General features: G+C 61.8%; 28 protein-coding genes and 1 riboswitch. Of the genes, 17 read left to right on the top strand and 11 right to left on the bottom strand.

Going from position 1 to position 23,339, the window contains the following annotated elements; all coding sequences use genetic code 11:
* Together VGP39_RS27500 and VGP39_RS27495 are read left to right on the top strand one after the other, a co-directional pair.
* A partial coding sequence (locus VGP39_RS27500; RefSeq protein ID WP_327571250.1) for a L,D-transpeptidase occupies positions 1-258 on the top strand: 258 nt, incomplete at its 5' end.
* 222 nt (positions 259-480) lie between these two features.
* Positions 481-2,022, top strand: a complete 1,542-nt coding sequence (locus VGP39_RS27495; protein WP_327571249.1) for a DUF4403 family protein — start codon at positions 481-483, stop codon at positions 2,020-2,022.
* 85 nt (positions 2,023-2,107) lie between these two features.
* On the opposite strand, the gene VGP39_RS27490 is transcribed toward VGP39_RS27495, so the two are convergent.
* The 5 genes from VGP39_RS27490 to VGP39_RS27470 form a co-directional block, all read right to left on the bottom strand.
* Entirely contained in the window at positions 2,108-2,323 is a 216-nt protein-coding gene (locus VGP39_RS27490; protein WP_327571248.1) for a dodecin family protein, read from the bottom strand.
* Between the two features lie 207 nt (positions 2,324-2,530).
* The gene (locus tag VGP39_RS27485; protein ID WP_327571247.1) at positions 2,531-3,058 is read right to left on the bottom strand and encodes a PRC-barrel domain-containing protein; all 528 of its coding nucleotides are present in this window, start codon (positions 3,056-3,058) and stop codon (positions 2,531-2,533) included.
* A 108-nt stretch (positions 3,059-3,166) separates the two neighbouring features.
* On the bottom strand, positions 3,167-3,544 hold the full coding sequence (locus tag VGP39_RS27480; RefSeq protein WP_327571246.1) for a PRC-barrel domain-containing protein: 378 nt from the start codon (positions 3,542-3,544) through the stop codon (positions 3,167-3,169).
* 60 nt (positions 3,545-3,604) lie between these two features.
* A complete protein-coding gene (locus VGP39_RS27475; protein WP_327571245.1) occupies positions 3,605-3,811 on the bottom strand; it encodes a hypothetical protein in 207 nt (68 codons plus the stop codon).
* Between the two features lie 200 nt (positions 3,812-4,011).
* Positions 4,012-5,490 (bottom strand): hypothetical protein, encoded by a 1,479-nt coding sequence (locus VGP39_RS27470; protein WP_327571244.1) that lies wholly within the window; start codon positions 5,488-5,490, stop codon positions 4,012-4,014.
* 192 nt (positions 5,491-5,682) lie between these two features.
* Between VGP39_RS27470 and VGP39_RS27465 the strand changes: the two genes are divergently transcribed.
* From VGP39_RS27465 to VGP39_RS27425, 9 genes are all read left to right on the top strand, one after another.
* Entirely contained in the window at positions 5,683-6,141 is a 459-nt protein-coding gene (locus VGP39_RS27465; protein WP_327571243.1) for a lytic transglycosylase domain-containing protein, read from the top strand.
* A 200-nt stretch (positions 6,142-6,341) separates the two neighbouring features.
* A riboswitch (TPP riboswitch) is annotated at positions 6,342-6,477 on the top strand.
* Positions 6,465-7,481, top strand: coding sequence for an FAD-dependent oxidoreductase (locus VGP39_RS27460; protein WP_327571242.1), 1,017 nt, complete (start codon positions 6,465-6,467; stop codon positions 7,479-7,481). (Overlaps the previous riboswitch by 13 nt.)
* Positions 7,472-7,669 (top strand): sulfur carrier protein ThiS, encoded by a 198-nt coding sequence (thiS, locus tag VGP39_RS27455; RefSeq protein ID WP_327571241.1) that lies wholly within the window; start codon positions 7,472-7,474, stop codon positions 7,667-7,669. Before VGP39_RS27460 ends, thiS begins: the two co-directional genes overlap by 10 nt.
* Positions 7,670-7,820: 151 nt before the next feature.
* A complete protein-coding gene (locus tag VGP39_RS27450) occupies positions 7,821-8,603 on the top strand; it encodes a thiazole synthase (protein WP_327571240.1) in 783 nt (260 codons plus the stop codon).
* Positions 8,590-9,198 carry a thiamine phosphate synthase gene (locus VGP39_RS27445; RefSeq protein WP_327571239.1) on the top strand — a complete coding sequence of 203 codons (609 nt, stop codon included), beginning with the start codon at positions 8,590-8,592 and terminating at the stop codon, positions 9,196-9,198. Before VGP39_RS27450 ends, VGP39_RS27445 begins: the two co-directional genes overlap by 14 nt.
* A gap of 172 nt (positions 9,199-9,370) precedes the next feature.
* On the top strand, positions 9,371-11,269 hold the full coding sequence (thiC, locus tag VGP39_RS27440; RefSeq protein ID WP_327571238.1) for a phosphomethylpyrimidine synthase ThiC: 1,899 nt from the start codon (positions 9,371-9,373) through the stop codon (positions 11,267-11,269).
* Between the two features lie 73 nt (positions 11,270-11,342).
* Positions 11,343-11,759 carry a TIR domain-containing protein gene (locus VGP39_RS27435; RefSeq protein ID WP_327571237.1) on the top strand — a complete coding sequence of 139 codons (417 nt, stop codon included), beginning with the start codon at positions 11,343-11,345 and terminating at the stop codon, positions 11,757-11,759.
* Positions 11,759-12,316: a hypothetical protein gene (locus VGP39_RS27430; RefSeq protein WP_327571236.1), complete on the top strand. Its 558-nt coding sequence runs from the start codon at positions 11,759-11,761 to the stop codon at positions 12,314-12,316. The genes VGP39_RS27435 and VGP39_RS27430 overlap by 1 nt, the downstream gene beginning before the upstream one ends.
* On the top strand, positions 12,310-13,740 hold the full coding sequence (locus VGP39_RS27425; RefSeq protein ID WP_327571235.1) for an alpha/beta fold hydrolase: 1,431 nt from the start codon (positions 12,310-12,312) through the stop codon (positions 13,738-13,740). The genes VGP39_RS27430 and VGP39_RS27425 overlap by 7 nt, the downstream gene beginning before the upstream one ends.
* A gap of 121 nt (positions 13,741-13,861) precedes the next feature.
* Here the strand turns inward: VGP39_RS27425 and VGP39_RS27420 are convergent, their stop codons facing one another.
* Positions 13,862-14,743: a 4a-hydroxytetrahydrobiopterin dehydratase gene (locus VGP39_RS27420; RefSeq protein WP_327571234.1), complete on the bottom strand. Its 882-nt coding sequence runs from the start codon at positions 14,741-14,743 to the stop codon at positions 13,862-13,864.
* Positions 14,744-14,888: 145 nt separating this feature from the next.
* Entirely contained in the window at positions 14,889-15,119 is a 231-nt protein-coding gene (locus tag VGP39_RS27415) for a helix-turn-helix transcriptional regulator (RefSeq protein WP_327571233.1), read from the bottom strand.
* 18 nt (positions 15,120-15,137) lie between these two features.
* On the opposite strand from VGP39_RS27415, the gene VGP39_RS27410 reads away from it, so the two are divergent.
* Positions 15,138-15,791 carry a KTSC domain-containing protein gene (locus VGP39_RS27410; RefSeq protein ID WP_327571232.1) on the top strand — a complete coding sequence of 218 codons (654 nt, stop codon included), beginning with the start codon at positions 15,138-15,140 and terminating at the stop codon, positions 15,789-15,791.
* Between the two features lie 278 nt (positions 15,792-16,069).
* On the opposite strand, the gene VGP39_RS27405 is transcribed toward VGP39_RS27410, so the two are convergent.
* From VGP39_RS27405 to VGP39_RS27395, 3 genes are all read right to left on the bottom strand, one after another.
* Positions 16,070-16,510, bottom strand: coding sequence for a type II toxin-antitoxin system VapC family toxin (locus tag VGP39_RS27405; protein WP_327571231.1), 441 nt, complete (start codon positions 16,508-16,510; stop codon positions 16,070-16,072).
* Complete coding sequence (locus VGP39_RS27400) at positions 16,507-16,788, bottom strand: hypothetical protein (protein WP_327571230.1); 282 nt, start codon at positions 16,786-16,788, stop codon at positions 16,507-16,509. Before VGP39_RS27400 ends, VGP39_RS27405 begins: the two co-directional genes overlap by 4 nt.
* Before the next feature lie 199 nt (positions 16,789-16,987).
* Positions 16,988-17,893, bottom strand: coding sequence for a hypothetical protein (locus tag VGP39_RS27395; protein WP_327571229.1), 906 nt, complete (start codon positions 17,891-17,893; stop codon positions 16,988-16,990).
* Between the two features lie 298 nt (positions 17,894-18,191).
* On the opposite strand from VGP39_RS27395, the gene VGP39_RS27390 reads away from it, so the two are divergent.
* From VGP39_RS27390 to VGP39_RS27380, 3 genes are all read left to right on the top strand, one after another.
* The gene (locus VGP39_RS27390) at positions 18,192-18,545 is read left to right on the top strand and encodes a hypothetical protein (protein WP_327571228.1); all 354 of its coding nucleotides are present in this window, start codon (positions 18,192-18,194) and stop codon (positions 18,543-18,545) included.
* 188 nt (positions 18,546-18,733) lie between these two features.
* Positions 18,734-18,901, top strand: a complete 168-nt coding sequence (locus VGP39_RS27385) for a hypothetical protein (RefSeq protein ID WP_327571227.1) — start codon at positions 18,734-18,736, stop codon at positions 18,899-18,901.
* A 345-nt stretch (positions 18,902-19,246) separates the two neighbouring features.
* The gene (locus tag VGP39_RS27380; RefSeq protein ID WP_327571226.1) at positions 19,247-20,125 is read left to right on the top strand and encodes a matrixin family metalloprotease; all 879 of its coding nucleotides are present in this window, start codon (positions 19,247-19,249) and stop codon (positions 20,123-20,125) included.
* Between the two features lie 133 nt (positions 20,126-20,258).
* Here the strand turns inward: VGP39_RS27380 and VGP39_RS27375 are convergent, their stop codons facing one another.
* On the bottom strand, positions 20,259-20,723 hold the full coding sequence (locus VGP39_RS27375) for a hypothetical protein (protein ID WP_327571225.1): 465 nt from the start codon (positions 20,721-20,723) through the stop codon (positions 20,259-20,261).
* Between the two features lie 98 nt (positions 20,724-20,821).
* On the opposite strand from VGP39_RS27375, the gene VGP39_RS27370 reads away from it, so the two are divergent.
* Complete coding sequence (locus VGP39_RS27370; RefSeq protein ID WP_327571224.1) at positions 20,822-21,589, top strand: SDR family NAD(P)-dependent oxidoreductase; 768 nt, start codon at positions 20,822-20,824, stop codon at positions 21,587-21,589.
* A gap of 299 nt (positions 21,590-21,888) precedes the next feature.
* Positions 21,889-23,061 carry a cytochrome P450 gene (locus VGP39_RS27365; protein WP_327571223.1) on the top strand — a complete coding sequence of 391 codons (1,173 nt, stop codon included), beginning with the start codon at positions 21,889-21,891 and terminating at the stop codon, positions 23,059-23,061.
* The last annotated feature ends 278 nt before the right edge of the window (positions 23,062-23,339 follow it).

The following is a 23,339-nucleotide window of genomic DNA, read 5'->3' as shown; positions in this document are numbered from 1 at the left end:
CGCCAGCCCTATCTGCCGCGCCAGATGGCCGGCGGCCCCGGCAATCCGCTCGGCGCCCGCGCCATGTATCTCGGCGGCACCATCTACCGCATCCACGGCACCAACGCGCCCGGCACCATCGGCACCCGCGTCTCGTCCGGTTGCATCCGCCTCACCAACGAAGACGTCGCCGACCTCTATTCCCGCGTGAATGTCGGCACCAAGGTGATCGTGCTGCCGATGGACCGCCGCGCCGATCTGGGTAACGCCGTCCGCTGAAATCCAGCGATTGAATACTGAGACGGCCCCGGCCATTCGCCGGGGCCGTTTTCTTTTTGTAGCCCGGATGGAGCGCAGCGCAATCCGGGACTGCCGAACCCGCGTCATTTGTCTTTCCCGGATTTCGCTGCGCTCCATCCGGGCTACGGGCTACGGGCTTTCTCTGGCGCGCCCCTGACCTGCCCTGTAGACTTTCCTCGGGGGCAATCAACCGGGGGGACGATGCGTCTCAAGACCATCCTGATCGCGGTCGCGGTGATCGCGGTCTCGTTTCTCGTCAGCCTCAAGGCGATGGACTGGCTGTCGCTGCGCGGCGGCAATGCGCCGGTGCTGGTGGACCTGCCGCCGCTGCCGCAGGTTCCCCGCACCTCCACCATCACCGTGCCGATCGCGGTTACGCTGAACGCGATCCGCGATGCCGCCGACCGCGGTACGCCGCGCAATTTCGCCGGCAAGGCCGCCAACCCGGTGGAGCAGATCCTGCAGAATGCCGACATCGGCTGGACCGCGGCGCGCGGGCCGATATCGGCCACCGGCGCGCAGGACATGCTGACGCTGGCGACGCCTCTCACCGGCACCCTCAACGTGACGGGTTCGCTGTCGTCGAAAGTGACCGGCGCGGTCGGCGACGTGCTCGGCGGCCTGCTCGGCGCCAACGCCGCCAAGCAGATCGGCAGCATCAACATCAAGAACATCAACGCGTCGGCGGAAATCAAGGGCAATGTCGCGATGACGGCGCGGCCGCAGCTTAGCCCGAATTGGCGCCTCGAGCCCAACCTCGCCGCACAGGTGAATTTGAGCGACACCAGCCTGACGGTGGCCGGCGCGCGCGTCAACGTACCGGCACAGATGAAGCCGGTGATCGACAAGGCGATCAACGACCAGCTCGCAGCCACGCAAGCGCGCATCCGCAACGATCCGGCGCTCGAAACCAACGCGCGCGCGCAATGGGCAAAACTGTGCCGCTCGATTCCGTTGCAGGGTGCGGCGTCACCGCTGCCGCCGCTGTGGCTGGAATTGCGGCCGACCAAGGCGGTGGCGGCGCAGCCGCGCATCGATGCCAGCGCAGTCACGCTGACGCTCGGGCTTGAGGCCGAGACCCGCATCACCACGGCGCAGACCCAACCCAGCTGCCCGTTTCCCGCGGCGCTTGTCATCGTGCCGCCGGCGCCGGGGCGCCTGAGCATCAGCGTGCCGATCGATATGCCATTCACCGAACTCAGCAAGCTGCTGGAGACGCAACTCGCAGGCAAGACCTTTCCAGAAGACGGCTCGGCGGTCGGTGTCACGGTCAAACGCGCTACCCTGGCGGCGTCCGGCGAACGGCTTCTGATCTCGCTGCTGGTCAATGCCAAGGAGAAAAGCTGGTTCGGCTTCGGCGGCGAGGTCAATGTGCATATCTGGGGCAAGCCGGCACTCGATCAGGCCCGGCAGATTCTGCGCCTGACCGACATCGAACTCGCGGTGGAATCCGAGGCCGCGTTCGGCCTGCTCGGCCCCGCCGCGGGCCCGGCGATGCCTTACCTGCAAAAAGCGCTGGCGGACAATGCCGTGGTCGACCTCAAGCCGTTCGCACAGAATGCGCAGAAACGCATCGCCGCGGTGATATCAGATTTCCAGAAGAACGAGGACGGCGTACGCGTCGCCGCCGAAATCACCACGCTGCGGCTGGCCGGCATCGCCTTCGATTCCAGAACGCTGCGCGTGATCGCGGAAACAGGTGGCGCGATCAATGTATCGGTGACGGCGCTGCCGGGGCTGTGAGTGCCGTCGTCCCCGCGAAGCAGGCTGTGTGAAAAGTCTCGATTTGACATTTCACCCAGCCTGCTCCGCGGGGACGACAGATGGATTAGCTGCCCTCGAACTTGAACGATACCTTGATCTTGGCGCGATAGGCTTCGACCCTGCCCTTGGCATCCAGCTGCATATCGAGCTGCACGACCTCGGCGACGCGCAGTTCGCGCAGCGATTTGCTGGCGCGGTCGACCGCAGTCTTGGCGGCCTTTTCCCAGGAATCCTTGCTGGTGCCGATCAGTTCGATAACCTTGTAAACGCTGTCAGCCATAACGTCCTCCCGTTGCGTGTCAGGCAGAACGCTTGCCGCTCTTGCCCTCCCCGAGCCTAACACCGCGATTTCCTCGCCGAAAGGCGCAATGCGGCGGCCGAATTGCCTAAAAACCGGCGTGCTGGAAAAAACAAACCGAGCAAACGAAAAACGCGCCCGGCAGAAGCCGGACGCGCTTTTCAGCGGTTAATCGGTTCAGGCGACGCCTTATGTCGAATATTTGAACTCCGGCATCGCCTTCAACTGGTCCTTGGTCGCGCTGAGCACGGCGTGATCAGGATACCACGGATTGGGCTTCGGGGCCGTCGCCGCAGGCGCGGTGGTTGGCGCCGCTCCCGTCGTCGTGCTGGTCGCTGGCCGTGTACCCGCGGCCGGCGCACCGCCGCCCGCATACGCCACGGGCTCGTTGACGAATTTGATCTTGTCCAGCGGCACGGCAACCAGATGCTCACCGACACCGAGGAAGCCGCCGACGCCGATCACGACGGCCTTGATGTTCCCGCTCTTGTCGGTCAACAGGTCGTTGATCGACCCGAGGCTCTCGTTATTGTCGTTGTAGACGCTGAGGCCGACGAGTTTCGAAGCGCGCCAATTGCCTTGATAGGATGACGAATCGCTCGCCGCGGCCGGCGCCATGTTGGCCCGGTCGGTTGTTGCGGTCGGGGCCTGCGCGAATGCCGCGGTCGCGAACAACGCGGTGCCGATCAAGCCGGCCTTGATGGCTTTTGCAAACATTGTGGATTCTCCCTGGTAAATTCGACACGGGGTAACCCATGAATTGAAGAACTGTTCCGCGGGTCGGAACAATTTGCGCGGTTCCATCCGGCGCAAATGGACCTTGCCCTAGAATCCGCCCCAGTACGGCGGTACGTCGTAGTAGCGATGCAGTGCCTCCTCCTGGGAACGATCGCCCCAGTCAAAATCCTTGTCGGCGCCAAACGACGGCGCGCGCTTCAATTCTTCGTCGGCGATGTCGAGCTGATAGGCTTCAAACGCGCGGTTATACGTCAGCCGCGCCCACGGCAGCGGCAGTAGGCTGGTCCCCATGCCGAGGAATCCGCCAAAGCTGAGGATCGCGTAGGAGACCTTGCCGCTGAGCTTGTCGATCATCAGCCGCTCGATGTGGCCGATCTTGTCGCCGTTCGGCCGCCGCACCGCGGTGCCTTCAACGCGGTCACTCGCGATCAGATTGTGCGGTTTTGTCATGGTGTCGATAACCATCCCACCCTCCTTAAGGTCGATGTGGATACCGAACAACGTTTCGGCTGCGGGCCGGTTCCATCAGGCCGCGATGGCGTCCTCGCCGGAATCGAAAAACGCCACCGCTTCAAAACGATAGCCGCAGGCGTGACAGCGCCAAAGATACGACGTGCGGCGCGGTCCATTCTCGAACCACTCCGGCGCGGCGATCGGCTTGCCGCATTGGGCGCAGGGATTTTCGTGGGGCAGATTTTCGTTGTGCGAATAATGCAAACGGACAGCGGCCATGACGCATCTCCCCTTCTGCTATTCGCCGAGAATAGAGTCTCGGATTGAGTCGCGGTCAAGGCGGCCAATTGCCTCGTGTGCCGGACGCGGTGCGGCGCAAATATGGCAGGGTGGGTAAAGCGAAACGTGCCCACCAATCTGAACCGCGTTCAAGATGGTGGGCACGGCGCCAACAGCGCCTTTGCCCACCCTACATTTTTTCATCTAACCGCCGGCCCGAGCGTATGCACCGCACCCGGCTTGCGGACGTGGATCGTTGCGATGTCGTCGGCGTAGACTTTCTGCCATCCGTCGATGTGATCGAGCAGTGTGGTCGCGGCGCTCTGCGTCCGCATCAGCGTCGCCTCGATGTTGTATTCTTCCAGCAGGCGGAACAAGTTTTCAGGCTTCATCAGGCCGCTGGCGGCATTGTGATCGACGAAGAATTTTTCGCCGTACAATTCGGTGCGCCCGTCGATGAACGGCGCCACGCCGTTGGCGATCAAATAGCCGCCGAAATCGTAATCGTTGAACACCCGGCTCAAATTGAGCTTCTTCAATTCCGCAACCGCCGTGACCGGCGAACCGCGGGTATGCGGTTCGAAGCGAACCACCGACGCGTAGGCCACGGTGCCTGCGAGCAGCACGACTGCAAGGCCAGCGAACAGCAGGCGGCGCGGCGCGCCGGCCGGCTTCGCATGATCGTCGGCGGCGCCGATCTGCTTGGCCAGGGGGGCTGCGAGAAACAGCGGCACGAGCAGCGCAAGGGTTTCCAGGCTGCGCATCTGGCTGAGGGCCATGTGCAGCATGCCGAGCAACAATACGATGCGCAGCGGCGGCAGCGTGATGCCGCGATACAGCGCGAGCCCGAGCCCAAGCAGCAGACAGACCTCCAGCGGGCCGAGAGAAGAAAAATCCGCAGGACGCCATTCCATGATCAGCGGCAGCGCTTCGCCCAAAGCGAGAATCTTTCGCGAGGCCAACAGCGAATTCCAGCCGTAGGGCGTCACGCAGCTCGCGGCGAGCGATGCAACGGCAAATGCGGCCCAGCGCAGCGCCAGCGATCTGCGCGTGCGCGCATCGGCGCCCCACACCGCATCGACCGCGATCGGCGCCATCAGCGCGAGGCCAAGGACAAACCCGCCATGCAGGTTGGCCCACAAGGTCATCAACGGCAGCAGCCGGAACGACGGCGCATCGCGGCGATCGGCCGCCGCAACCAGTCCGCCGACCCATGCCATCATCACCGGCAGCGCCAGCACATGCGGCCGCGCCAAAAGGTGCGGCACCGTCAGCGCCAGCGCCGCCGCGACGAACACCAGCGTCGAGCTTTCGCTCAAGTGCCTCGCCAAAAACCGCGTGAACAGCGCGAACGTCGCTGCGATGCAAGCCGATGCCAGCACCACCGGCCCGGTCCAGCCGGCGGTCGAATAGACCGCGGCATAGGCGACCTGCGCCAGCCATTGCGTCGAGATCCAGGGCTGGCCGCGCATCGTGAAGGAATACACGTCGGTTTGCGGCACCATGCCGTGATCGATAATCCACTGGCCGACGGTGATCTGCCACATGGTGTCGGGATCGATCAGCAGATGATTGCCGGCCAGCACGAACACCGCATAGACGCCGACGCCGACCCACAGCGGCAGCAGCCCACGCATCGGGTTGGCGGCCTCAGTGACATGGGTTGTGGACATCGTCATCGCGGGCGCCTTCGCGTAAAGGGAGGGTTGGCCCAGGGATCGAAGCACGCCAGGGCATAATTGTTGGTAAATCCGGAGCGCGAACGGGCCGGTAAGCCGCCCGAAAATGCCGGGGTTTGGCCACATCGGCGCAACAATTGGGGTGCGTAAGCATTTGCAACGCTGCATCGCCCTCGCCGGGACCCGTCCACCGTGAAATCCGCCGTCACTATCGCCACGTTGGTCATCCTCGCGGCATTGCCGTTGCAAGGCGCGCAGGCGCGGGATGCGCAGTACGACGCGCTGGTCGCGGCCCATGCCAAGGCCAACGAACTGCCGGAGGCGCTGGTGCATCGGGTGATCGTGCGCGAAAGCGGCTACCGGCCCCACCTTGTCAGCCATGGCAACATCGGGCTGATGCAGATCAAGCTCGGCACCGCGCGCGGCCTCGGCTACACCGGCACCGCCGAAGGGCTGCGCGATCCCGGCACCAATCTCACCTACGCGGTAAAATATCTCGCCGGCGCCTACCGCGCTGCAAATGGCGACCACAAGCGCGCGGTGCGTTACTACGCCAGCGGCTATTATCACGCCGCCAAGCGGCAGCGGCATTCCGCCCCGCCCCGCCTGGAAGAACTGACCAGCGCCAACGCACAGCAGGTCGTCAAGTAGCCCGTGTCCCGGACACGGTGCGGCATTCTTCATGCCGCTCCGCAGAGCCGGGACCACGCCAGGCATCGGCGTTCGTTACGGCCCCGGCTCAGCAGCGCACCGCTGCGCGAAGAGCTACGCGCTGCGCTGCGTCCGGGGCACGATGGCGGTGGAGTTCCGCTTCTGCGGCGTTGACACTCCGCCGCATCGGCTTACATTAGCTTCGTTCCGAGGGGAGCTCCGATGAGGAGCTGAGATACCGCACGCTGAGATCCTGTCGCAAGGATTTAGGACCGCGGTGACCCTTTGAACCTGATCCGGGTCATGCCGGCGAAGGGACAGGGATGTACCAGAGTTCGACGTCTTCACGGGGGGAATCTCCCGTTTCGGTGATCGGCGCAGGCATCGCCGGCGCATGGCAGGCGCTGCTGTTCGCCAGAGCGGGCCACGAGGTCACGCTGCATGAGCGCGGCGGCGCCGACATGACGCAGGCCACCAGCCACTGGGCCGGCGGCATGCTGGCGCCGTATTGCGAACGCGAGGCGTCCGAGCCCGTCATCAGCAGGCTCGGCATCCGCTCGCTCGATCTGTGGCGCGACGAATTTCCCGATACGCCGTTCAACGGCTCGCTGGTGGTGTCGCACCCGCGCGACCGATCCGACTTCGAGCGCTTTGCGAAGCTGACATCGGGCCACCGGCGCCTCGATGCCGAAGCGGTGTTGAAACTTGAACCCTGGCTGGACGGCCGCTTTCGCGACGCGTTGTTTTTTCCCGATGAAGGCCATGTCGAACCCCGTGCCGTGCTGCCGGAATTGCATGCGCGCATTGCCGCCGCCGGCGGCAGCATCCATTTCGACAGCGAACGGCGCGCCGAGGAAACCGACGGCATCGTGGTCGATTGCCGCGGACTGTTCGCACGCGATACGCAACGCGATTTGCGCGGCGTCAAGGGCGAGATGGTGATCGTCGAGACCTCCGAGATCGCTCTCGCACGCCCGGTGCGGCTGATCCATCCGCGCTGGCCGCTCTACATCATCCCGCGCGCCAAACACCAGTTCATGATCGGCGCCACCACCATCGAGCGCGAGGACGCGAGCATCAGCGTGCGCTCGGCGCTGGAATTGCTGAGCGCCGCCTACGCCGTGCATCCGGCGTTCGGCGAAGCGCGCATTGTCGAGATCGGCTCAGGCCTGCGCCCGGCGTTTCCCGACAATTTGCCGCGCATCGCGATCGATGACCGCAAGATCGCGGTCAACGGACTTTATCGCCACGGTTTTCTGCTGGCCCCGGCGTTGGCGGAGCTGACGCTCGGCTATGTCGAGCGCGGCGTGATCGACAATGAGGTGATGCAATGCGCGTGACCGTCAACGGCGAGCCGCGCGAGATATCGGCTGATCATGTCGATGCGCTGCTGGGCGAGCTCGAATATGAAGGCACGCATTTCGCGATCGCGCTGAATTACGACGTGCTGCCGCGCAGCCGCTGGGCGGAGACGCGGCTTCGGCCCGGCGACGAGATCGAGATCATCACGCCGCGGCAGGGAGGGTGAGGATGGGCTTGCAGCATATTCAAATGTCATCGCCCGGCTTGACCGGGCGACCCAGTCCGCCGCATCGCCTCGGGTTAATCTCAGGCGTTCTGGAATACTGGGTCCCCGCTTTCGCGGGGATGACGGCTTTGTGTGTTGGGACGCTGACGCCATGCTGAACCTCTACGACAAACCCTTCACCTCCCGCTTACTTGTCGGCAGCGCGCTGTATCCCTCGCCGAAGATCATGCAGGATGCGATCCGCGCCTCGGGCGCCGCGATCGTTACGGTGGCGCTGCGCCGCGAAGCCGCCGGCGGCAAGACCGGCGATGCGTTCTGGTCGCTGATCCGCGAACTCGATGTCACCGTGCTGCCCAACACCGCCGGCTGCCGCAGCGTACGCGAGGCGGTGACCACGGCCAAGCTGGCGCGCGAACTGTTCGGTACAAGCTGGGTCAAGCTCGAAGTGATCGCCGACAACGACACGCTGCAGCCCGACGTGGTCGGCCTGGTCGAAGCCGCGGACATCCTGATCAAGGACGGTTTCGAGGTGTTCCCCTATTGCACCGAAGACCTCAGCGTCGCGATGCGGCTGGTCGAAACGGGGTGCAGGATCGTGATGCCGTGGGCGGCGCCGATCGGATCCGCGAAAGGCATCATCAACCGCGATGCCCTGAAACTGCTGCGCGACCGGCTGCCGGACATCACGCTGGTGGTCGATGCCGGCCTCGGCGCGCCGAGCCACGCGGCCGAAGCGCTCGAACTCGGCTACGATGCCGTGCTGCTCAACACCGCGATCGCCAAGGCCGCCGATCCCGTGGCGATGGCGGGCGCATTCAAACTTGCGGTCGAGGCCGGCCGCACGGCTTACGAAGCCGGGCTGATGCAAGCCCGCGATTTTGCCTCTCCTTCAACCCCTGTCATCGGGACCCCGTTCTGGCATGCCGTATCCTGACCGCTTCTATCCCGTCGTCGACAGCGTCGCCTGGGTCGCGCGCCTGGCAAAACTCGGCGTCGGCACGGTGCAGCTGCGCGCCAAGGACCTCGACGATGGCGCGGCGCTGCAGATCGTCAGCGATGCGCTCGAGGTTACCAAGGGCACGCCGACAAAACTGGTGGTCAACGATTACTGGCGGGCGGCTGTGGTCGCCGGCGCCAAGCATCTGCATCTCGGCCAAGAGGATTTGGCGGACGCCGATCTCGCTGCGATCCGTGATGCCGGCCTTACGCTGGGCATCTCCACCCATGACGACGAAGAGCTGGAAACGGCGCTCCGGGCAAGACCCGACTACATCGCGCTCGGGCCGATCTTCCCGACCACGCTGAAATCGATGCGCTTTGCGCCGCAGGGCATCCCAAAGATCACCGAATGGAAAAAGCGCGTCGGCAACATTCCGCTGGTGGCGATCGGCGGCATCAAGCTGGAACAGGCCGCTGACATTTTCGCCGCCGGCGCCGATTCCATCGCCGTAGTCAGCGATGTCACCCAGAACGCCGATCCCGACGCGCGGGTGCGCGCGTGGCTCGGACAGAACGCGGAGGCCGCGTAGTGATGAGACTCACCGTTTTCGCCGTCATCCTGAGGAGCCGCGCATCTTGCGCGGCGTCTCGAAGGATGGGCTGCAGGCGTGCTTGTGGCGATCCTTCGAGGCTCGCCGTGAAGGACGGCGAGCACCTCAGGATGACGCAGCAACTAGATAGAACTTCACAGGAGGATACGCCATGAACATCCGCTCCAACCCGGACACCACGCTTCCCGCAGTGACCACCGGCCCGCTGCCATCCTCGCGCAAGATTTTTGTCACGCCTGATGAGGCGTCCGATATCCGGGTGCCCTTGCGCGAGATCATGCTGAGCGAAGGCGCCGGCGAGCCGAACCTGCCGGTGTATGACACCTCCGGTCCTTATACCGATACGTCGGTGACGATAGACGTCAACGCCGGGCTCTCCCGCGCGCGCATCGCATGGGTCAAGGAGCGCGGCGGCGTCGAGGAATATCAGGGCCGCGATGTAAAACCGGTCGATAACGGCAACGTCTCCGGCGACAAGGCCGCCGCCGCCTTCAAGGCGCACCACAAGCCGCTGCGCGGTCTCGACGGCCACATGATCACCCAGCTCGAATTCGCCCGCGCCGGCATCATCACCAAGGAGATGATCTACGTCGCGACCCGGGAAAATCTTGGGCGGAAGGTCCAGCTGGAACGCGCCGTAGCAGCACTTGCCGACGGCGAAAGCTTTGGCGCAGAGGTGCCCGCCTTCATCACCCCGGAATTCGTGCGCAGCGAGATCGCGCGCGGCCGCGCGATCATCCCCTGCAATATCAATCACGGCGAACTCGAGCCGATGATCATCGGCCGCAACTTCCTGACCAAGATCAACGCCAATATCGGCAACTCCGCCGTGACCTCGTCGGTCGAGGAAGAAGTCGACAAGATGGTGTGGGCGATCCGCTGGGGCGCCGACACGGTGATGGACCTCTCCACCGGCCGCAACATCCACACCACGCGGGAATGGATTTTGCGCAACGCGCCGATCCCGATCGGCACCGTGCCGATCTATCAGGCATTGGAAAAGGTCAACGGCGATCCGGTGAAACTGGACTGGGAGGTCTACAAGGACACGCTGATCGAACAGTGCGAACAGGGCGTCGACTATTTTACGATCCACGCCGGCGTCCGGCTGCCCTATATCCACCTCACCGCCAACCGCGTCACCGGCATCGTTTCGCGCGGCGGCTCGATCATGGCAAAATGGTGCCTCGCGCATCACAAGGAAAGCTTCCTCTACACGCACTTCGAGGAGATCTGCGACCTGATGCGCAAATACGACGTGTCGTTCTCGCTCGGCGACGGCCTGCGTCCGGGCTCGATCGCCGACGCCAACGACCGCGCGCAGTTCGCAGAGCTCGAGACTCTCGGCGAGTTGACGAAGGTGGCGTGGGCAAAGGGCTGCCAGGTGATGATCGAGGGCCCCGGCCATGTGCCGATGCACAAGATCAAGATCAACATGGACAAGCAGCTGAAGGAATGCGGCGAGGCGCCGTTCTACACGCTGGGGCCGTTGACCACCGACATCGCGCCGGGCTACGACCACATCACCAGCGGCATCGGCGCCGCCATGATCGGCTGGTTCGGCTGCGCGATGCTGTGCTACGTCACGCCGAAGGAGCATCTCGGCCTGCCCGACCGCAACGACGTCAAGGTCGGCGTCATCACCTACAAGATCGCGGCGCACGCTTCCGATCTCGCCAAGGGCCACCCGGCCGCACAGCTGCGCGACGACGCGTTGTCGCGCGCGAGGTTCGACTTCCGCTGGATGGACCAGTTCAACCTCGGCCTCGACCCGGATACGGCAAAGCTCTTCCACGACGAGACGCTGCCCAAGGATGCCCACAAGGTCGCGCATTTCTGCTCGATGTGTGGGCCGAAGTTCTGCTCGATGAAGATTACGCAGGACGTGCGGGATTATGCGGCGACGCTGAACGATCCGACCGGGGTCGGGATGTCGATGAGCGGCGTGATCGAGGATGGGATGGCGCAGATGAGCGCGAAGTTCAGGGAGATGGGCGAGCAGGTTTACGTGGAGGCGGAGAGGGTGAAGGAGAGCAATCGGGTGTTGTAATAAGCCCTCAGTTGCCGCGCGGTATGGTTGCGTGGTAAACGGACTTCAATCTTACGCTTGAGGGAGATAAGCTATGGCTAAACCTAAGGTTTTCGTCAGCTACGACCATTCTGAAGACGTCAATTACAAGCGCTTACTTCAGGCGTGGGATGCTAATCCTGAATTCGATTTTGAGTTTGATAGTCGCGGCCCCGACGTCGCGATCGACAGTACCAATGCCGGAACGGTCAAAGCTTCGCTAACCGCAAAAATGAAAGAGGCAACGCACCTTCTTGTCTTGGTAGGTGCAAAAAGCAGCACGAGCAAATGGATGACTTGGGAAATTGACCGCGGCAAGCAGAGCGACGTAAAGTTGAAGCTTGCTGCTGTTAAGTTAGCGAAGGACAATACGACGCCAGCCGGGCTACTAAACGTTGGGACGTCCTGGGCGACTAGTTTCACACGAGATCGAGTCGTAGAGGCACTTGCTAGCGCTAAAGTCGGATATTGATGACAGGCGATCAGCAAGGACACTCTGTGGCCGCCCTTGCTGGTCGTCGAATTGACGCGCCAAACGATGACCGAAAACAATTTCCGATCGAACAAATCCCCGCCGTGCGCCGCGCTCTCGGGGATATTTTCAAGCAAGAGAAGGTTCAAATTCTTATTTCTTCTGCTGCCTGTGGAGCAGATTTGCTAGCATTGGATATAGCTTTGCACTTAGGAGTGGAATGCCGCGTCGTCCTTCCGTTCGCCGCGGAGCGATTTCGCAAAACCTCTGTAACTGACCGTCCAGGAGATTGGGGGCCGCTCTATGACTTCGTTCTCACCAGGGTCTCCGCCAGAGGAAATCTTATTATTTTAGACGGCGGGGAAAAGGACGATGCTGCGTATAGCGCGGTTACCGGGAAGATCATTGAGGAGGCGCTAAAAATTGCCGACCCGCAACTGCCGATCGCCGTTATAGTTTGGGAAGGTGAACCGCGCGACACCCCTGACGCAACCGCTGAATTTCGACAATTGGCGGTGCAAGCAGGAATGTGCGTTCGGACTGTTTCAACATGCTAAATTGGCTGACCAATCCTTTTCAAGCAGCGCGAATCTATTTTGCATCGAAAAAACCTGCCACTCGGATAGATCATCGGGCTCAAGGCCAGGATGCGGCCCTTATCCTTATTCATGGATTTTCCGGAAACACAGGAGCCACGTGGTCTGGGCTTGTGGACCTGCTGCTTCGCGAGCCGAAAATAGCGACTTGGGATATTTTCGGCCTCGGCTTTCCGACCAGTCTTCGCGTCGACGTTCCGGGTATTTGGGCCGCAGATCCAGATCTGACAATATTATCTCAAGGACTGCGCACCAGTTTGTCGCTGCCGCCCCTTAACCGATATTCAGCGCTTGCAATTGCTGCCCATAGTATGGGTGGCCTCGTGATTCAGCGCGCGCTTCTTGATGATGAACTTATCGCCAGTCGAATTGTCCATTTGCTGCTGCTGGGAACGCCGAGCAACGGTCTAGCGAAGGCGAGATTGTTAGGTCGATGGAAGCGACAAATTCGGGATATGGCAACCAATAGCCCATTTATACTTTCGCTACGAAAAAATTGGTCAGATAAATATCCGACGCAAACTCCCTTTTCATTACGCGTCATTGCTGGTGACCGTGATGAGTTCGTTCCGTCCACTTCCTCGCTATCCCCATTTCCGAGTCGAACCCAAGCGGTGGTGCCCGGAAATCATCTTGAAATTGCGAAGCCTACCAGTGCTGACCATGAGACATTTCAGTTTTTTGTCGAGTCCCTTAGCGGTGGACGAAGTGTTCGGCCAGTTGTCGACGGCGCCCGATTGGCACTTGAACTTCGTCATTTCCAAACTGCGGTAAACACATTGCTCCCGCGAGCGGCAGAACTCGACGATAATGCACTGGTTAGTTTGGCCCTTGCGCTCGAGGGGACAGGGCGTGGGCCCGAAGCTCTGGCCGTCCTAGAAGACCGTTATCGCGGCGGAACTAGCTCAACCGAAGCCTTGGGTGTCCTAGGCGGTCGGCTGAAAAGGCGTTGGTTGGTCGAACGAATTCAAGCGGATTTCGCCCGGGCGAGAGAACTTTATGCGCAAGGCCTTGAGCAAGCGGAGAACTGTGGTGATCACGACCAAGCATATTACCATGCAATTAACATCGCCTTTCTTGACCTGATGGCAATACCGCCGGCTTCCGGAATAACGGCAGAAGTGCGATCAATGGCAGAACGAGCCAATGGTCATTGCGAAACCGCTACTCTTACAAACTGGCGGCTTGCGACAGCAGGAGAAGCGCAATTAATGCTCGAAAATCTTGAAACCGCAACTATACTTTATTCTGCGGCCATCGAGAAAACGCTTTCGCCGCGTCAAATTGAGTCGATGTACTCTCAAGCAGTCCAAGTGGCCGAAAGAGTGTTTGGACAGGAGGGAGTCAACCGTATAGAGCGCGTATTCGATCTCCTGCGCTCTTAGAACTGAAGCCTTGTTCGGCCATGCGACGTTCTTGTCGCGTCATTTGAGATCGTCAATCCCATGCCTGCGTACCAGTTCAGCTGCGCGAGACAGACTCAGTTGATTACCCAGTACCCGCCATTCATTTAGGCTTCAAAACTGCCTTGGAAGCCATATTCATATAGAGCGCTAGGCTCAGGTCGTAAAATGTAACACGTCTGCGAGCGTCCCACGTGGTTAGCGCCACTGTGACGTGATTGAATACATTTCGCCATTCGGGGTGGTGATCTTGTACTCTGCAATGATCAGAAACCAGCTTCATGAAATCGGCCGCTTGGTTAAAGTGGGGGAATTTGAAAGTTTTTACGAGATATCGCGCCTCGGCATTGCCGAAGTTGTCCACGTACCATCCTTCGTAGTCATCGTAGTTTAGCATCTTCGCCAGCTCAACATCTGGAAGCGGTTGTGTCCTCGCCTTAGCTGGATCCGGCTTTGGGTACTCGTCAGCATCTGGTCTTTTCTTAAGTTCAAGTCGTACTGCGATTCGGTCTATCAGCGGTCCGATCGATGTAGGCCAATTCGCGTAAGCGATGTGCTCAGCATGGCGATCCTGAATATAACTAATCGTTTCGGGTATGACGAATTGGTTGAAGCTCGGCGGACAATTTACAAATAATGGAAGGATAACCCTATCCCGCAGGCTATATCGATCCGATTCTGCCATAGCCAAGGGCGTGCTTACAGAAAACGCAAGTTCTCTTATCACCCAATCGTCCTCAGGCCGGGCTTCGCGGCTTCCTTCTTTCCGTGACATCCATTCAGGGCCGACCAAGGCGATAGTTGCATGAGCATCCTTGATCAAATTACGCAAACGATCAGGAAAAACGTCACCTGAGCGCATCGAATCGACGTCCACAAAAGCGCGCACGAACTGCATTCGCTTTTCAATCTCATATTTCAGCAACAAAGCGATAGGCGCAGTATCGGCCCGTCGATAGCTGATGAAGAAGGTGAACGGCTGCATGTAAAACTCCCACCGTCTTACGACCAAAGCGAAGGAACTATCCGGATGTTGGACTGAAGCCTTCCGCCTTTCAACGTTTCGTGCGTCAAAAGTAGTGCACCTCCCGGATGCTGCTGAGCGGCCTGGGGCTAACCCTCGCCGCCCCCTACTCCCCCTTCCGCCCCGCCGCCTTCTCATCGAAAAGCCGCGCCGGCTCGATTCCCAGCGCCTTGGCGATGCGATCGAGCATCGCCACCGTCGGTGAATTCTCCTGCCGCTCGATCATGCCGACATAATTGCGGTTGATGCGGATGCGCGCCGCAAGTTCTTCCTGCGTCAGGCCGCGCTCCAGCCGAATACGCCTGATATTTCGCGCGACAATCCCGCCTAACGACATGGCGAGAAGGCAAATGCATTGCGCGCTGTCGATCTACCTAGTATACTAGGTATTTTCCAGCCGCAAGCAGGCCACGAAGGAAAGCCGAGCGTGATTTTCCGCTGGCTCAAACGGCGGCGTGAACTGTCCGCCAGGGTGTCGGCCGAGGCCGACACCCTGATCGCGCTGTTTGGAGATAGCGCGTATTACGAAGCCAGAAACCGCGTCGAGGCCGCACGCCGGGACCAGCGGGATGAATCCTATTGGTCCAATGTGCGCCGCGAGATCGCGCGCCGAACCCGCGGTGACTGGGTCGATACCGCAACGCGCTATCTCAATCCGGACGGCAGCATAAAGGTTTGGCCGCGCCGGGAGGCGGAGGGATCTGCAATGAAAGCGATCGAGGGCCACGGAATCGATATCTGGGAAATGGAAGCAGCCTTCAAGCGGGCCGCCCACAGGGCGGTTCATGGCACCCGCGAAGAGCGCTCCGGCCGCTTCATTTCGTTCGCCATGGCATCGGTCGAATACGACGCGGTCTCCGGCAATTTAGAAGCCCGCTTTGTAAACGGAAGGAGGTTTTGCTATTCAGACGTCCCTCCGGATGTTTATCGTGCGCTCATCAACGCTGAATCGAAGCGTACGTTCTTCATTGCAGAAATCCGCGACCGCTATCCTCATCGAGAGCTTTAGCTATCGTAGCCCGGCATGAGTGAAGCCCGTAGGGCGGATTAGCGCAGCGTAATCCGCCACCTCGATTTAAACCTGCCCGCAATGCGGCGGGTTGCGCGAGCGCGCGGTCGGTCGCTCCTCTTATCGCGGCTGATCGGCGGATTACGCTGCGCTAATCCGCCCTACGAGCTGCGAGCTATAACAATCGTGGTCGGATGAACGAAGCAATATATGTTTCGGGCACCACCCGCATATCGCTGCGCTCATGCGGGCTACGGTCTCGCCAAGTCACATCGCGATCATTCATCCTCGCGGCCCTTCGGCACGCTCCACTTCAATCCCGGAAACCGCGCGAAGTCGCGGTCCATCGTCACCCATTCGCAGCCCCACTCGATCGCAAGCGCCGCGAACCACGCGTCGGTGACGCGCGGCCCGCGCGTATTGGTCTCGCGGCAGAGCCGCTGGAAGATCTCCCAGTGCCGCTCGCCGGGTTCGACGATCTGGCAATGCGGCTGCCCCAGCAGGTCGGCGCAAAAGCCGAACGCGTCATCAAGCGAACTCGGCGTTTTGAATGAGCGCGTATTGGTGGTGACGCGAACAACCGCGCTCAGCCCCAGACGCGACAGGCCGAAGCGCGCATCCGAAACAACGACCCGATCAAGCCAGGGCCGGCAAACAGGATGCGCGTCCGCGTCCTTTCGGAACGCATTGATAAGGATATTGACGTCGGGCAGGATCACTTGAAGCCGCGGTTCATGCGCTCGACATATTCGGCGTCTTCGATCGCGTCGATGTCCGACAAGCGGATAAACTCGAAGCCGGGGTGTGGTCCGCCCGTTGCCTTGCTGATCCGCGGCAAGATGCGGCGTTTGACCTTAGCCGCCTTTGTTTGGTCGCTGACCATCGCGCGCAGTCCGTCCTCGATCAGCGAGGTTAGCGTGCGGCCTTCGGCGGCAGCCTTGCGTCTGGCGCGCGCGAGCAAATCAGGTGGCAGGCGAACCGTGGTGCGCTCAGTCATATGTCAAGACATAGCAGTTCATATGTCTATATGTCAAACTGAATTCCGCTACCTGACCCTCCGGTTGCGTAACTGCCGCCCCCACCTCCCAGCAAGCGTAGCGTGGCAAAGGCGCACATTGCGACATGCCCACCATTCATGGGTTAAGCGGCAGGAAGCCACGCTTCCTGCCGCTTCACTAACGAAGATTCAAGTGTTGTTACCGAGCCGCGCCGCCAGCGCCGCCGGTCGCACCACCACTTGCGCCACCGCTCGCACCGCCACCTGCGCCACCACCCGCACCAACCGTGCTCGCGCCACCGGAGGCGGCGCCGCCCGTGTTGGCAGTACCGCCCGTGCTTGCGCCGCCGGATTGACCGCCGGACTGCGTCGTCGTTGCGCTGCCACCGCCCGTCGAACCCGAGGTCCGCGTCGTGGTCGAGCTGCGCGAATTCACGCTTACTCCGCCGCCCGCCCGCACGCCGCTGCGCTCGCCGACGCTAACGCCGGTGGTACGGCTCCGCACGCTGACGCCGACCCGCGTCGAGCCGCCACTACGGATCGCGACGCCGCTGCGATAACGCCGGCTCACGGTCACGCTGGACGGTTCGTCATAGACGTAACGCCGCACCTTCTTGCGCCGGACGGTGACCGAAGGCCCTTCCGACACGTAGCGGCGGGCCTTGCGGCGGGTGTAGCCGTCATCGCTCGAACTATAGCGGGTGCGGATCGTCGTACGCGAGCCGTAGCGGACACCCGTACGCACGCCATCGCGTCCGCCAACGCGGATATTGGCGCGGATGTTGGTGCGGCTGCCCTCGCGGCGGCCTTCACTCACCTTTCCGCCGGCGCTGTCGCGACGGCTCTCCGTCGAACGGCTGCCGCCGTCGGTGCCTGACGCGGGTGCGCTATCACGATTGGCCGCGGCGCCTCCACCCTCGCGGGTGCCCGAGGATTGCGCGGCGCCCCCGGAGGAGCCTGATTGTCCGGCACCGGCCTGGCCGGCGCCGGATTGGCCACCGCCGCTGGGCGCGGCCTGAGCGAACTGAAAGCGGTCGGCTGTCGCGGCCGTAGCAGGTAACGCAAGGCCGAGGACGGCGGCCAATCCGAAGGCAAGAGTCTTCATGGGAATCCCTCTCTTTACCAGGAAAGTTACAGACGATAACCGCGACCACCGCGTCGGGTTTCTCGCCGCCACGACTTTTTTCGTTTATGAACAAGTGTTTATCCAGCCGAAGCGCCGCTGCGAGAGGGAGCGTGTGCGAAAGAGCAAGCGCCCGCCTCAACATGAAGCGAATCCTCGCCAAATTGCCGCCCCTGCCTTGTCCGCGCCCATGCCGGTCACAAAACTTCGAACCTCACCGGTTTTCCGCCCGACAAACCATATTGCACGCATGCGCTGCACAGACTGAGCAAGGTTTCCAATGGACTTCCGAAAGTTCACTATCCTCGCCGCAATCGCAGCGGCTCTCCCAACCGCTGCCGCCGCGCCTGCCTTCGCGCTGGGCGATGGTCCTGGGATTGCCAGCGACTGGGCCGACCTGACCGTGCCGCAAGCTGAGTGCTTTGCGCGGGGCGAGGCGGCGATCCAGCGCATCGGCTTTGGCGAGGTCGAACGGACGAAGTATTCCCGTTTCGGCACCCGCGAGGGCTACACCGTCTCGGTCCGCTGCATCGAGGAAAAACGCATCGTGCTGTTCATGGCCTCGGGCCGCGACCGCAAGCAGGCGCAATCGCTTCAGCTCGATCTGCACCGCAATTATCTCAAGGCGCAGTGACGTTCGCCGACGTGAGCGCCGTGCCCAGCAATCCTGCGCTACTTGCACGGCATGGTGGGCACGCTCCGCTTTGCCCACCCTGCGCGGCACCATTACGCCTTAACGCGTTCTCAACCATAACAAGTCGTCACCCTGAACCAAACAATCCTCCGCTCATTGTCGCTTCGGCAAACAAACGGAGAATGACGATGAATGAAGCAATCCTGATCCTGCCCAACATGCGCGGCGGCTGCGCCACGGTCGGCACCACGGTGCATGCGCTGTTTCGCGTCACCGGCCGGCGGCCTCGCCCGATGGCCCGCCCGGACGAGAAGACAGCGGGCGTCGAGCATAGCAAGCGCAGCCCGGATGAATGAAGCGATATCCGGCGCCTTTCAAGCGTCACCCGCATATCCCCGCGCTCATGCGGCGGGCCGACCCTGCTTTTTTCACCTTTAATTCACGCCTGAATCCGGGCTAATCCATTTAACATTGCTCCGAGAAGCAAATTGGAGGGACGGCTGAATGGCGAGTCCGGTGCTCGAGGGGATGGGGATGTTGTCGATCCCCTTGAAGTTCAAGCTTCTGCGGCAACCTCAGGTTTGATTTTTGGTGCCGGCGGCGTTATTGTGCCCGCAGTTTATCGATACGGACAGCGGTGTTCCTGCTGATCCGAAAGATGCTTACCGTTCAATCTATCTCTTTCATGAAAGGCATTTTCCATGGCACGCAAATCGAAGAAGAAGGCATCGACCAGGCAGGCCGGCACCCCCGGGCCGGCAGTCGACCTGTTGCGGCTGAAAAATCCGGAGTCCGCCGCCAACGCGTCCGAGCCGTTCGTCCATATCATGAAAAAGGGCATTCGGTGCGACACCGAGCAACGCGGACATTCGGCTCCGCGAGGCCGTTCGCGTCTCGAGATCGTCGTCGATGCGTCGGAAGGTTTCATTCCGCTTTGGGAGAAAGACACCACGCTGCGGTGGCGATTCCGGGAGAGTTCGTTGAAGCCCTTCGCAAATCCCGCCGCTCTCAAGACCGCGATCGAAAAGCTGCTGGCAGAGGCGCTCGTGGAATGGGGTGACGCCGTGCCGATCAAGTTCGCCAAGCGGGACGATGCATGGGACTTCGAGTTCGTGATGAAAAGTGCCACCGATTGCGACATCAATGGGTGCGTTCTGGCCAGCGCTTTCTTCCCGGACGCCGGCCGTCATACACTTACGATTTATCCCACGATGTTCGAGCAGGACAAGACCGAGCAGAGGGAAACCCTGATGCACGAGATTGGCCATATCTTCGGGCTTCGGCACTTCTTCGCCCAGATCAGCGAGGCGTCGTCAGCGTCCGAGATATTCGGAAAACATTCGAAGTTCAGCATTATGAACTACGGAGCTAACAGCAAGTTGACGGCCGACGACAGGGCCGATCTGAAGAAACTGTACCAGCAGGCCTGGTCCGGCCAGCTCACTCACATCAACGGCACGCCGATCAAGTTTGTGAAGCCGTTCCACACCACCGGCGGTGGTTCGGAAGAACTCATCGCGCTCCGGTCGGACCTTGCCGCAGCCCGATATCCGGGCCGGGGATCGGGTATCCGGGAATGACTTTCCGATTGCTTCGGCCTGCACGCCGTCGGGCATGCGGGCCGCAGCCGCGACCGGTATCAGGTCGAGATACCTCATTGCGACGAGCCAAGACGACGAAGCAATCCGGCCTGCGCCATGCCAGCGGGCATCCTCACTCCCGTTTCATCAGTGCGTTCCTCGCCGCGGAAAGCTCGGTAAATTCGCGGTCGCTGCCGCCGGCATCGGGATGCAGGCGTTTTGCGGCGCGTTTGTAACCCTGCTGGATTTCCGGGTCCGACACGGGCCGCCCGAAGGGAAGTCCGAGCAGCCGCCGGTGCTGCTGTTCGCCGTCCGGCACGTGAGCACGCTTGCCGAAACGGGGGGCGTCGAGCGCGTACAGCGCGTCGCGGATGGCGGCGAACCGCCGGTGCGCGAGGTTTCGGCTCATCCGGTCTGATGTCTTCACGCAAGCGCCGCGCAGGCTCGGCAGCGCCTGCGCCGCCGCCTGCCGCAACCGCTCGTCTTCGCCATGACGCGCGATTTCGGCGGCAAGCGCGGCCGCCTCGCGAACGTCGAACGGCGATGCCGACCACAGCCGGTCGGTGTCCCGCTGCCAGTGTTTGTGCTGCAACTCCATGACGGGACAACGCGCGGTCGCAGCTTTGCGTTTCGGATTCCGCAAATTTGAACTAGTTTGCTCGCAAGTTTCAGAAACAACAAAGCACAGGAAACCCCATGCCCCTTCTCGTCTCCCACATCGCGGCCGTCACCGGCGCGGGCTCCGGCATCGGCCGCGCGATCGCGGCGGGTTACGCGCGCGAGGGCGCGCGGGTGGTGCTGCTCGACATCAACGAGAAGGCGGCGGCCGAGGCCGCGCAGGAGGTTCGGAGTGCCGGCGGCGCGGCGGACAGCTTTGCGCTCGACGTCACCGACCGCGCCGCCTGCGTCGCGCTCGCCAAAACAATCGCCGACACGGTCGGCCCGGTCTCCATCCTGGTCAACAACGCCGGCATCAACCGCCGCAACGCCTTCACCTCCGATCCGGACGCCGTGATCAAGGACTGGGAGGACATCATGGCGATCAACCTCACCGGCACCTTCAACGTCACGCACGCGTTCATCGAATCGCTGCGCGCGACCAGGGGACGCATCGTCAATATCGGCTCGATCCAGTCCTTCGTGCATGTGCGCACGCCCAATTCTGCCGCCTACACCGCTTCCAAGCATGGCGTACTGGGTTTCACCAAGGCGCTGGCCGCCGAACTCGGCAAGCACGGCGTGCGCGTCAACGCGATCGGCCCGGGCTTCATCGAGACGCCGCTGAACGCGCAGGTCCGCGCCAACAACCCCGACCTGGTCAAGATCTTTCTCGACCACACGCCGCTCGGCCGCGCCGGAAAGCCCGAAGACATCGTCGGGCCTGCGATCTTCCTCGCCTCCGACCTGTCGGCCTTCGTCACCGGCTCGATCGTGATGGCGGACGGCGGGTATCGCACGGTGTGAACGAACCGGCCGCCGTTGTACTGCCATCGTCCCCGCGGGAGGCGGCGCCACACCTTCGGCGTCGTCCCCGCGAAGGCGGGGACCCATAACCCCTGGCGTTCGAGATCATTGTATGGTGGCGCAACAAGGACACTAACGCCATCCAGAACAGCGGCGACACGGCGTATGGGTCCCCCGCCGGAGCCTGTCATCGGGCCCGGCCAAGGCCGGACCCGTTGGCGGGGGCGACAAAAGATTTTTCGTTCATCAACATTAAATCTTTGCCATGAATGAATTGCCGAACAATCACGGAAAACGCCATGTCGTCCGCCCCGCATTTCAACATCGACGTCCCGTCCTTCTGGGCCGATCCCTATCCGGCGCTGAAGCAGATGCGCCGCGAGGCGCCGATCGCGTTCGTGCCGCAACTCGGCTCCACCATCTTCACCAAACGCGACGACATCTTCACCCAGGAAAAGCGCATCGACGTGTTCTCCTCACATCAGCCCGCGGGATTGATGAATACGCTGATGGGCCACAACATGATGCGCAAGGACGGCGAGGCGCACATGTCGGAACGCGCGGCGATGTTTCCGGCGGTCTCGCCGCGCACCGTGCGCGACACCTGGAGCAGGCAGTTTCAGGCCCATGCCGACCGCATCCTCGATGAATTGGCGCCTGCCGGGCGCGCCGACCTCTGCAAGGCGTTCGCGCTACCGCTGTCCGCCGAGTGCCTGAAGGACATCACCGGCCTCACCAACATGCGCTACCAGGACATGGACGCCTGGTCGCAGGCGATGATCGACGGCATCGCCAACTACACCGGCAACAAGGAAGTCGAGGCGCGCTGCCACGCCGCCACCGCCGGCATCGATGCCGCGATCGACGACATGATTCCGGTGCTGACAAAGCATCCGAACGCCTCGATCCTCAGCGTGCTGCTCGCCGCGGGCCAGCCGATGCAGAGCGTGCGCGCCAACATCAAGCTCGCGATCTCAGGCGGGCAGAACGAGCCGCGCGACGCCATCTCCGGCACAATCTGGGCGCTGCTGACGCATCCGGAGCAACTGGCGCTGGTTCAGGGCGGCCGGGCAAAGTGGCTCGACGTATTCGAGGAATATGCGCGCTGGATCGCGCCGATCGGCATGTCGCCGCGCCGGGTCGCCAAACCCTGGATCTATAACGGCGTCGAGTTCGAGCCGGAAGATCGCGTGTTCTTCATGTTCGGCTCGGCCAACCGCGACGAAGCGTGTTTTGCCGATCCGGATACATTCGATATCACCCGGAATACGTCGAAGAGCATCGCCTTCGGCGCCGGCCCGCATTATTGCGCCGGCGCTTTTGCCTCGCGCGCGATGGTCGCCGACGTGGCGCTGCCCAGCATTGTCGCGCGGCTCAAGAACTTGCGACTCGACGATGGCGAACCGGTGCGGATCGGCGGCTGGGCGTTCCGCGGGCTGCTGAATCTGCCGGTCAAATGGGACCGCGGCTAGGTAGCAGTCATTGTCAGTTAGCAGCACCGATAGTTGTGCATGCAGCGTTGAAAATTGAACCTGTCACCGTGCGTCTGCTACAATGCTAGCCGCAGAATCATCAGAGCCACAACCTGGCCTACGACACAACCTCGCGACTAGAGCACGCTGTTTTTATACGGAAACATATCCAGAGTTTTTAAAGTAGTTGAGGCACTCCTCCTTGGAGAAGAGATCGAGGAGTTTGCCGACCTTTCGCCACGTTGCCTCGATGTCGCGAGGCTCAGCGGCGCGCATCA

Source organism: Bradyrhizobium sp. (assembly GCF_036009065.1).
In the GTDB taxonomy this organism is placed as follows: Bacteria; Pseudomonadota; Alphaproteobacteria; order Rhizobiales; family Xanthobacteraceae; genus Bradyrhizobium.
This window is presented reverse-complemented; position numbering and strand designations above follow the sequence as displayed.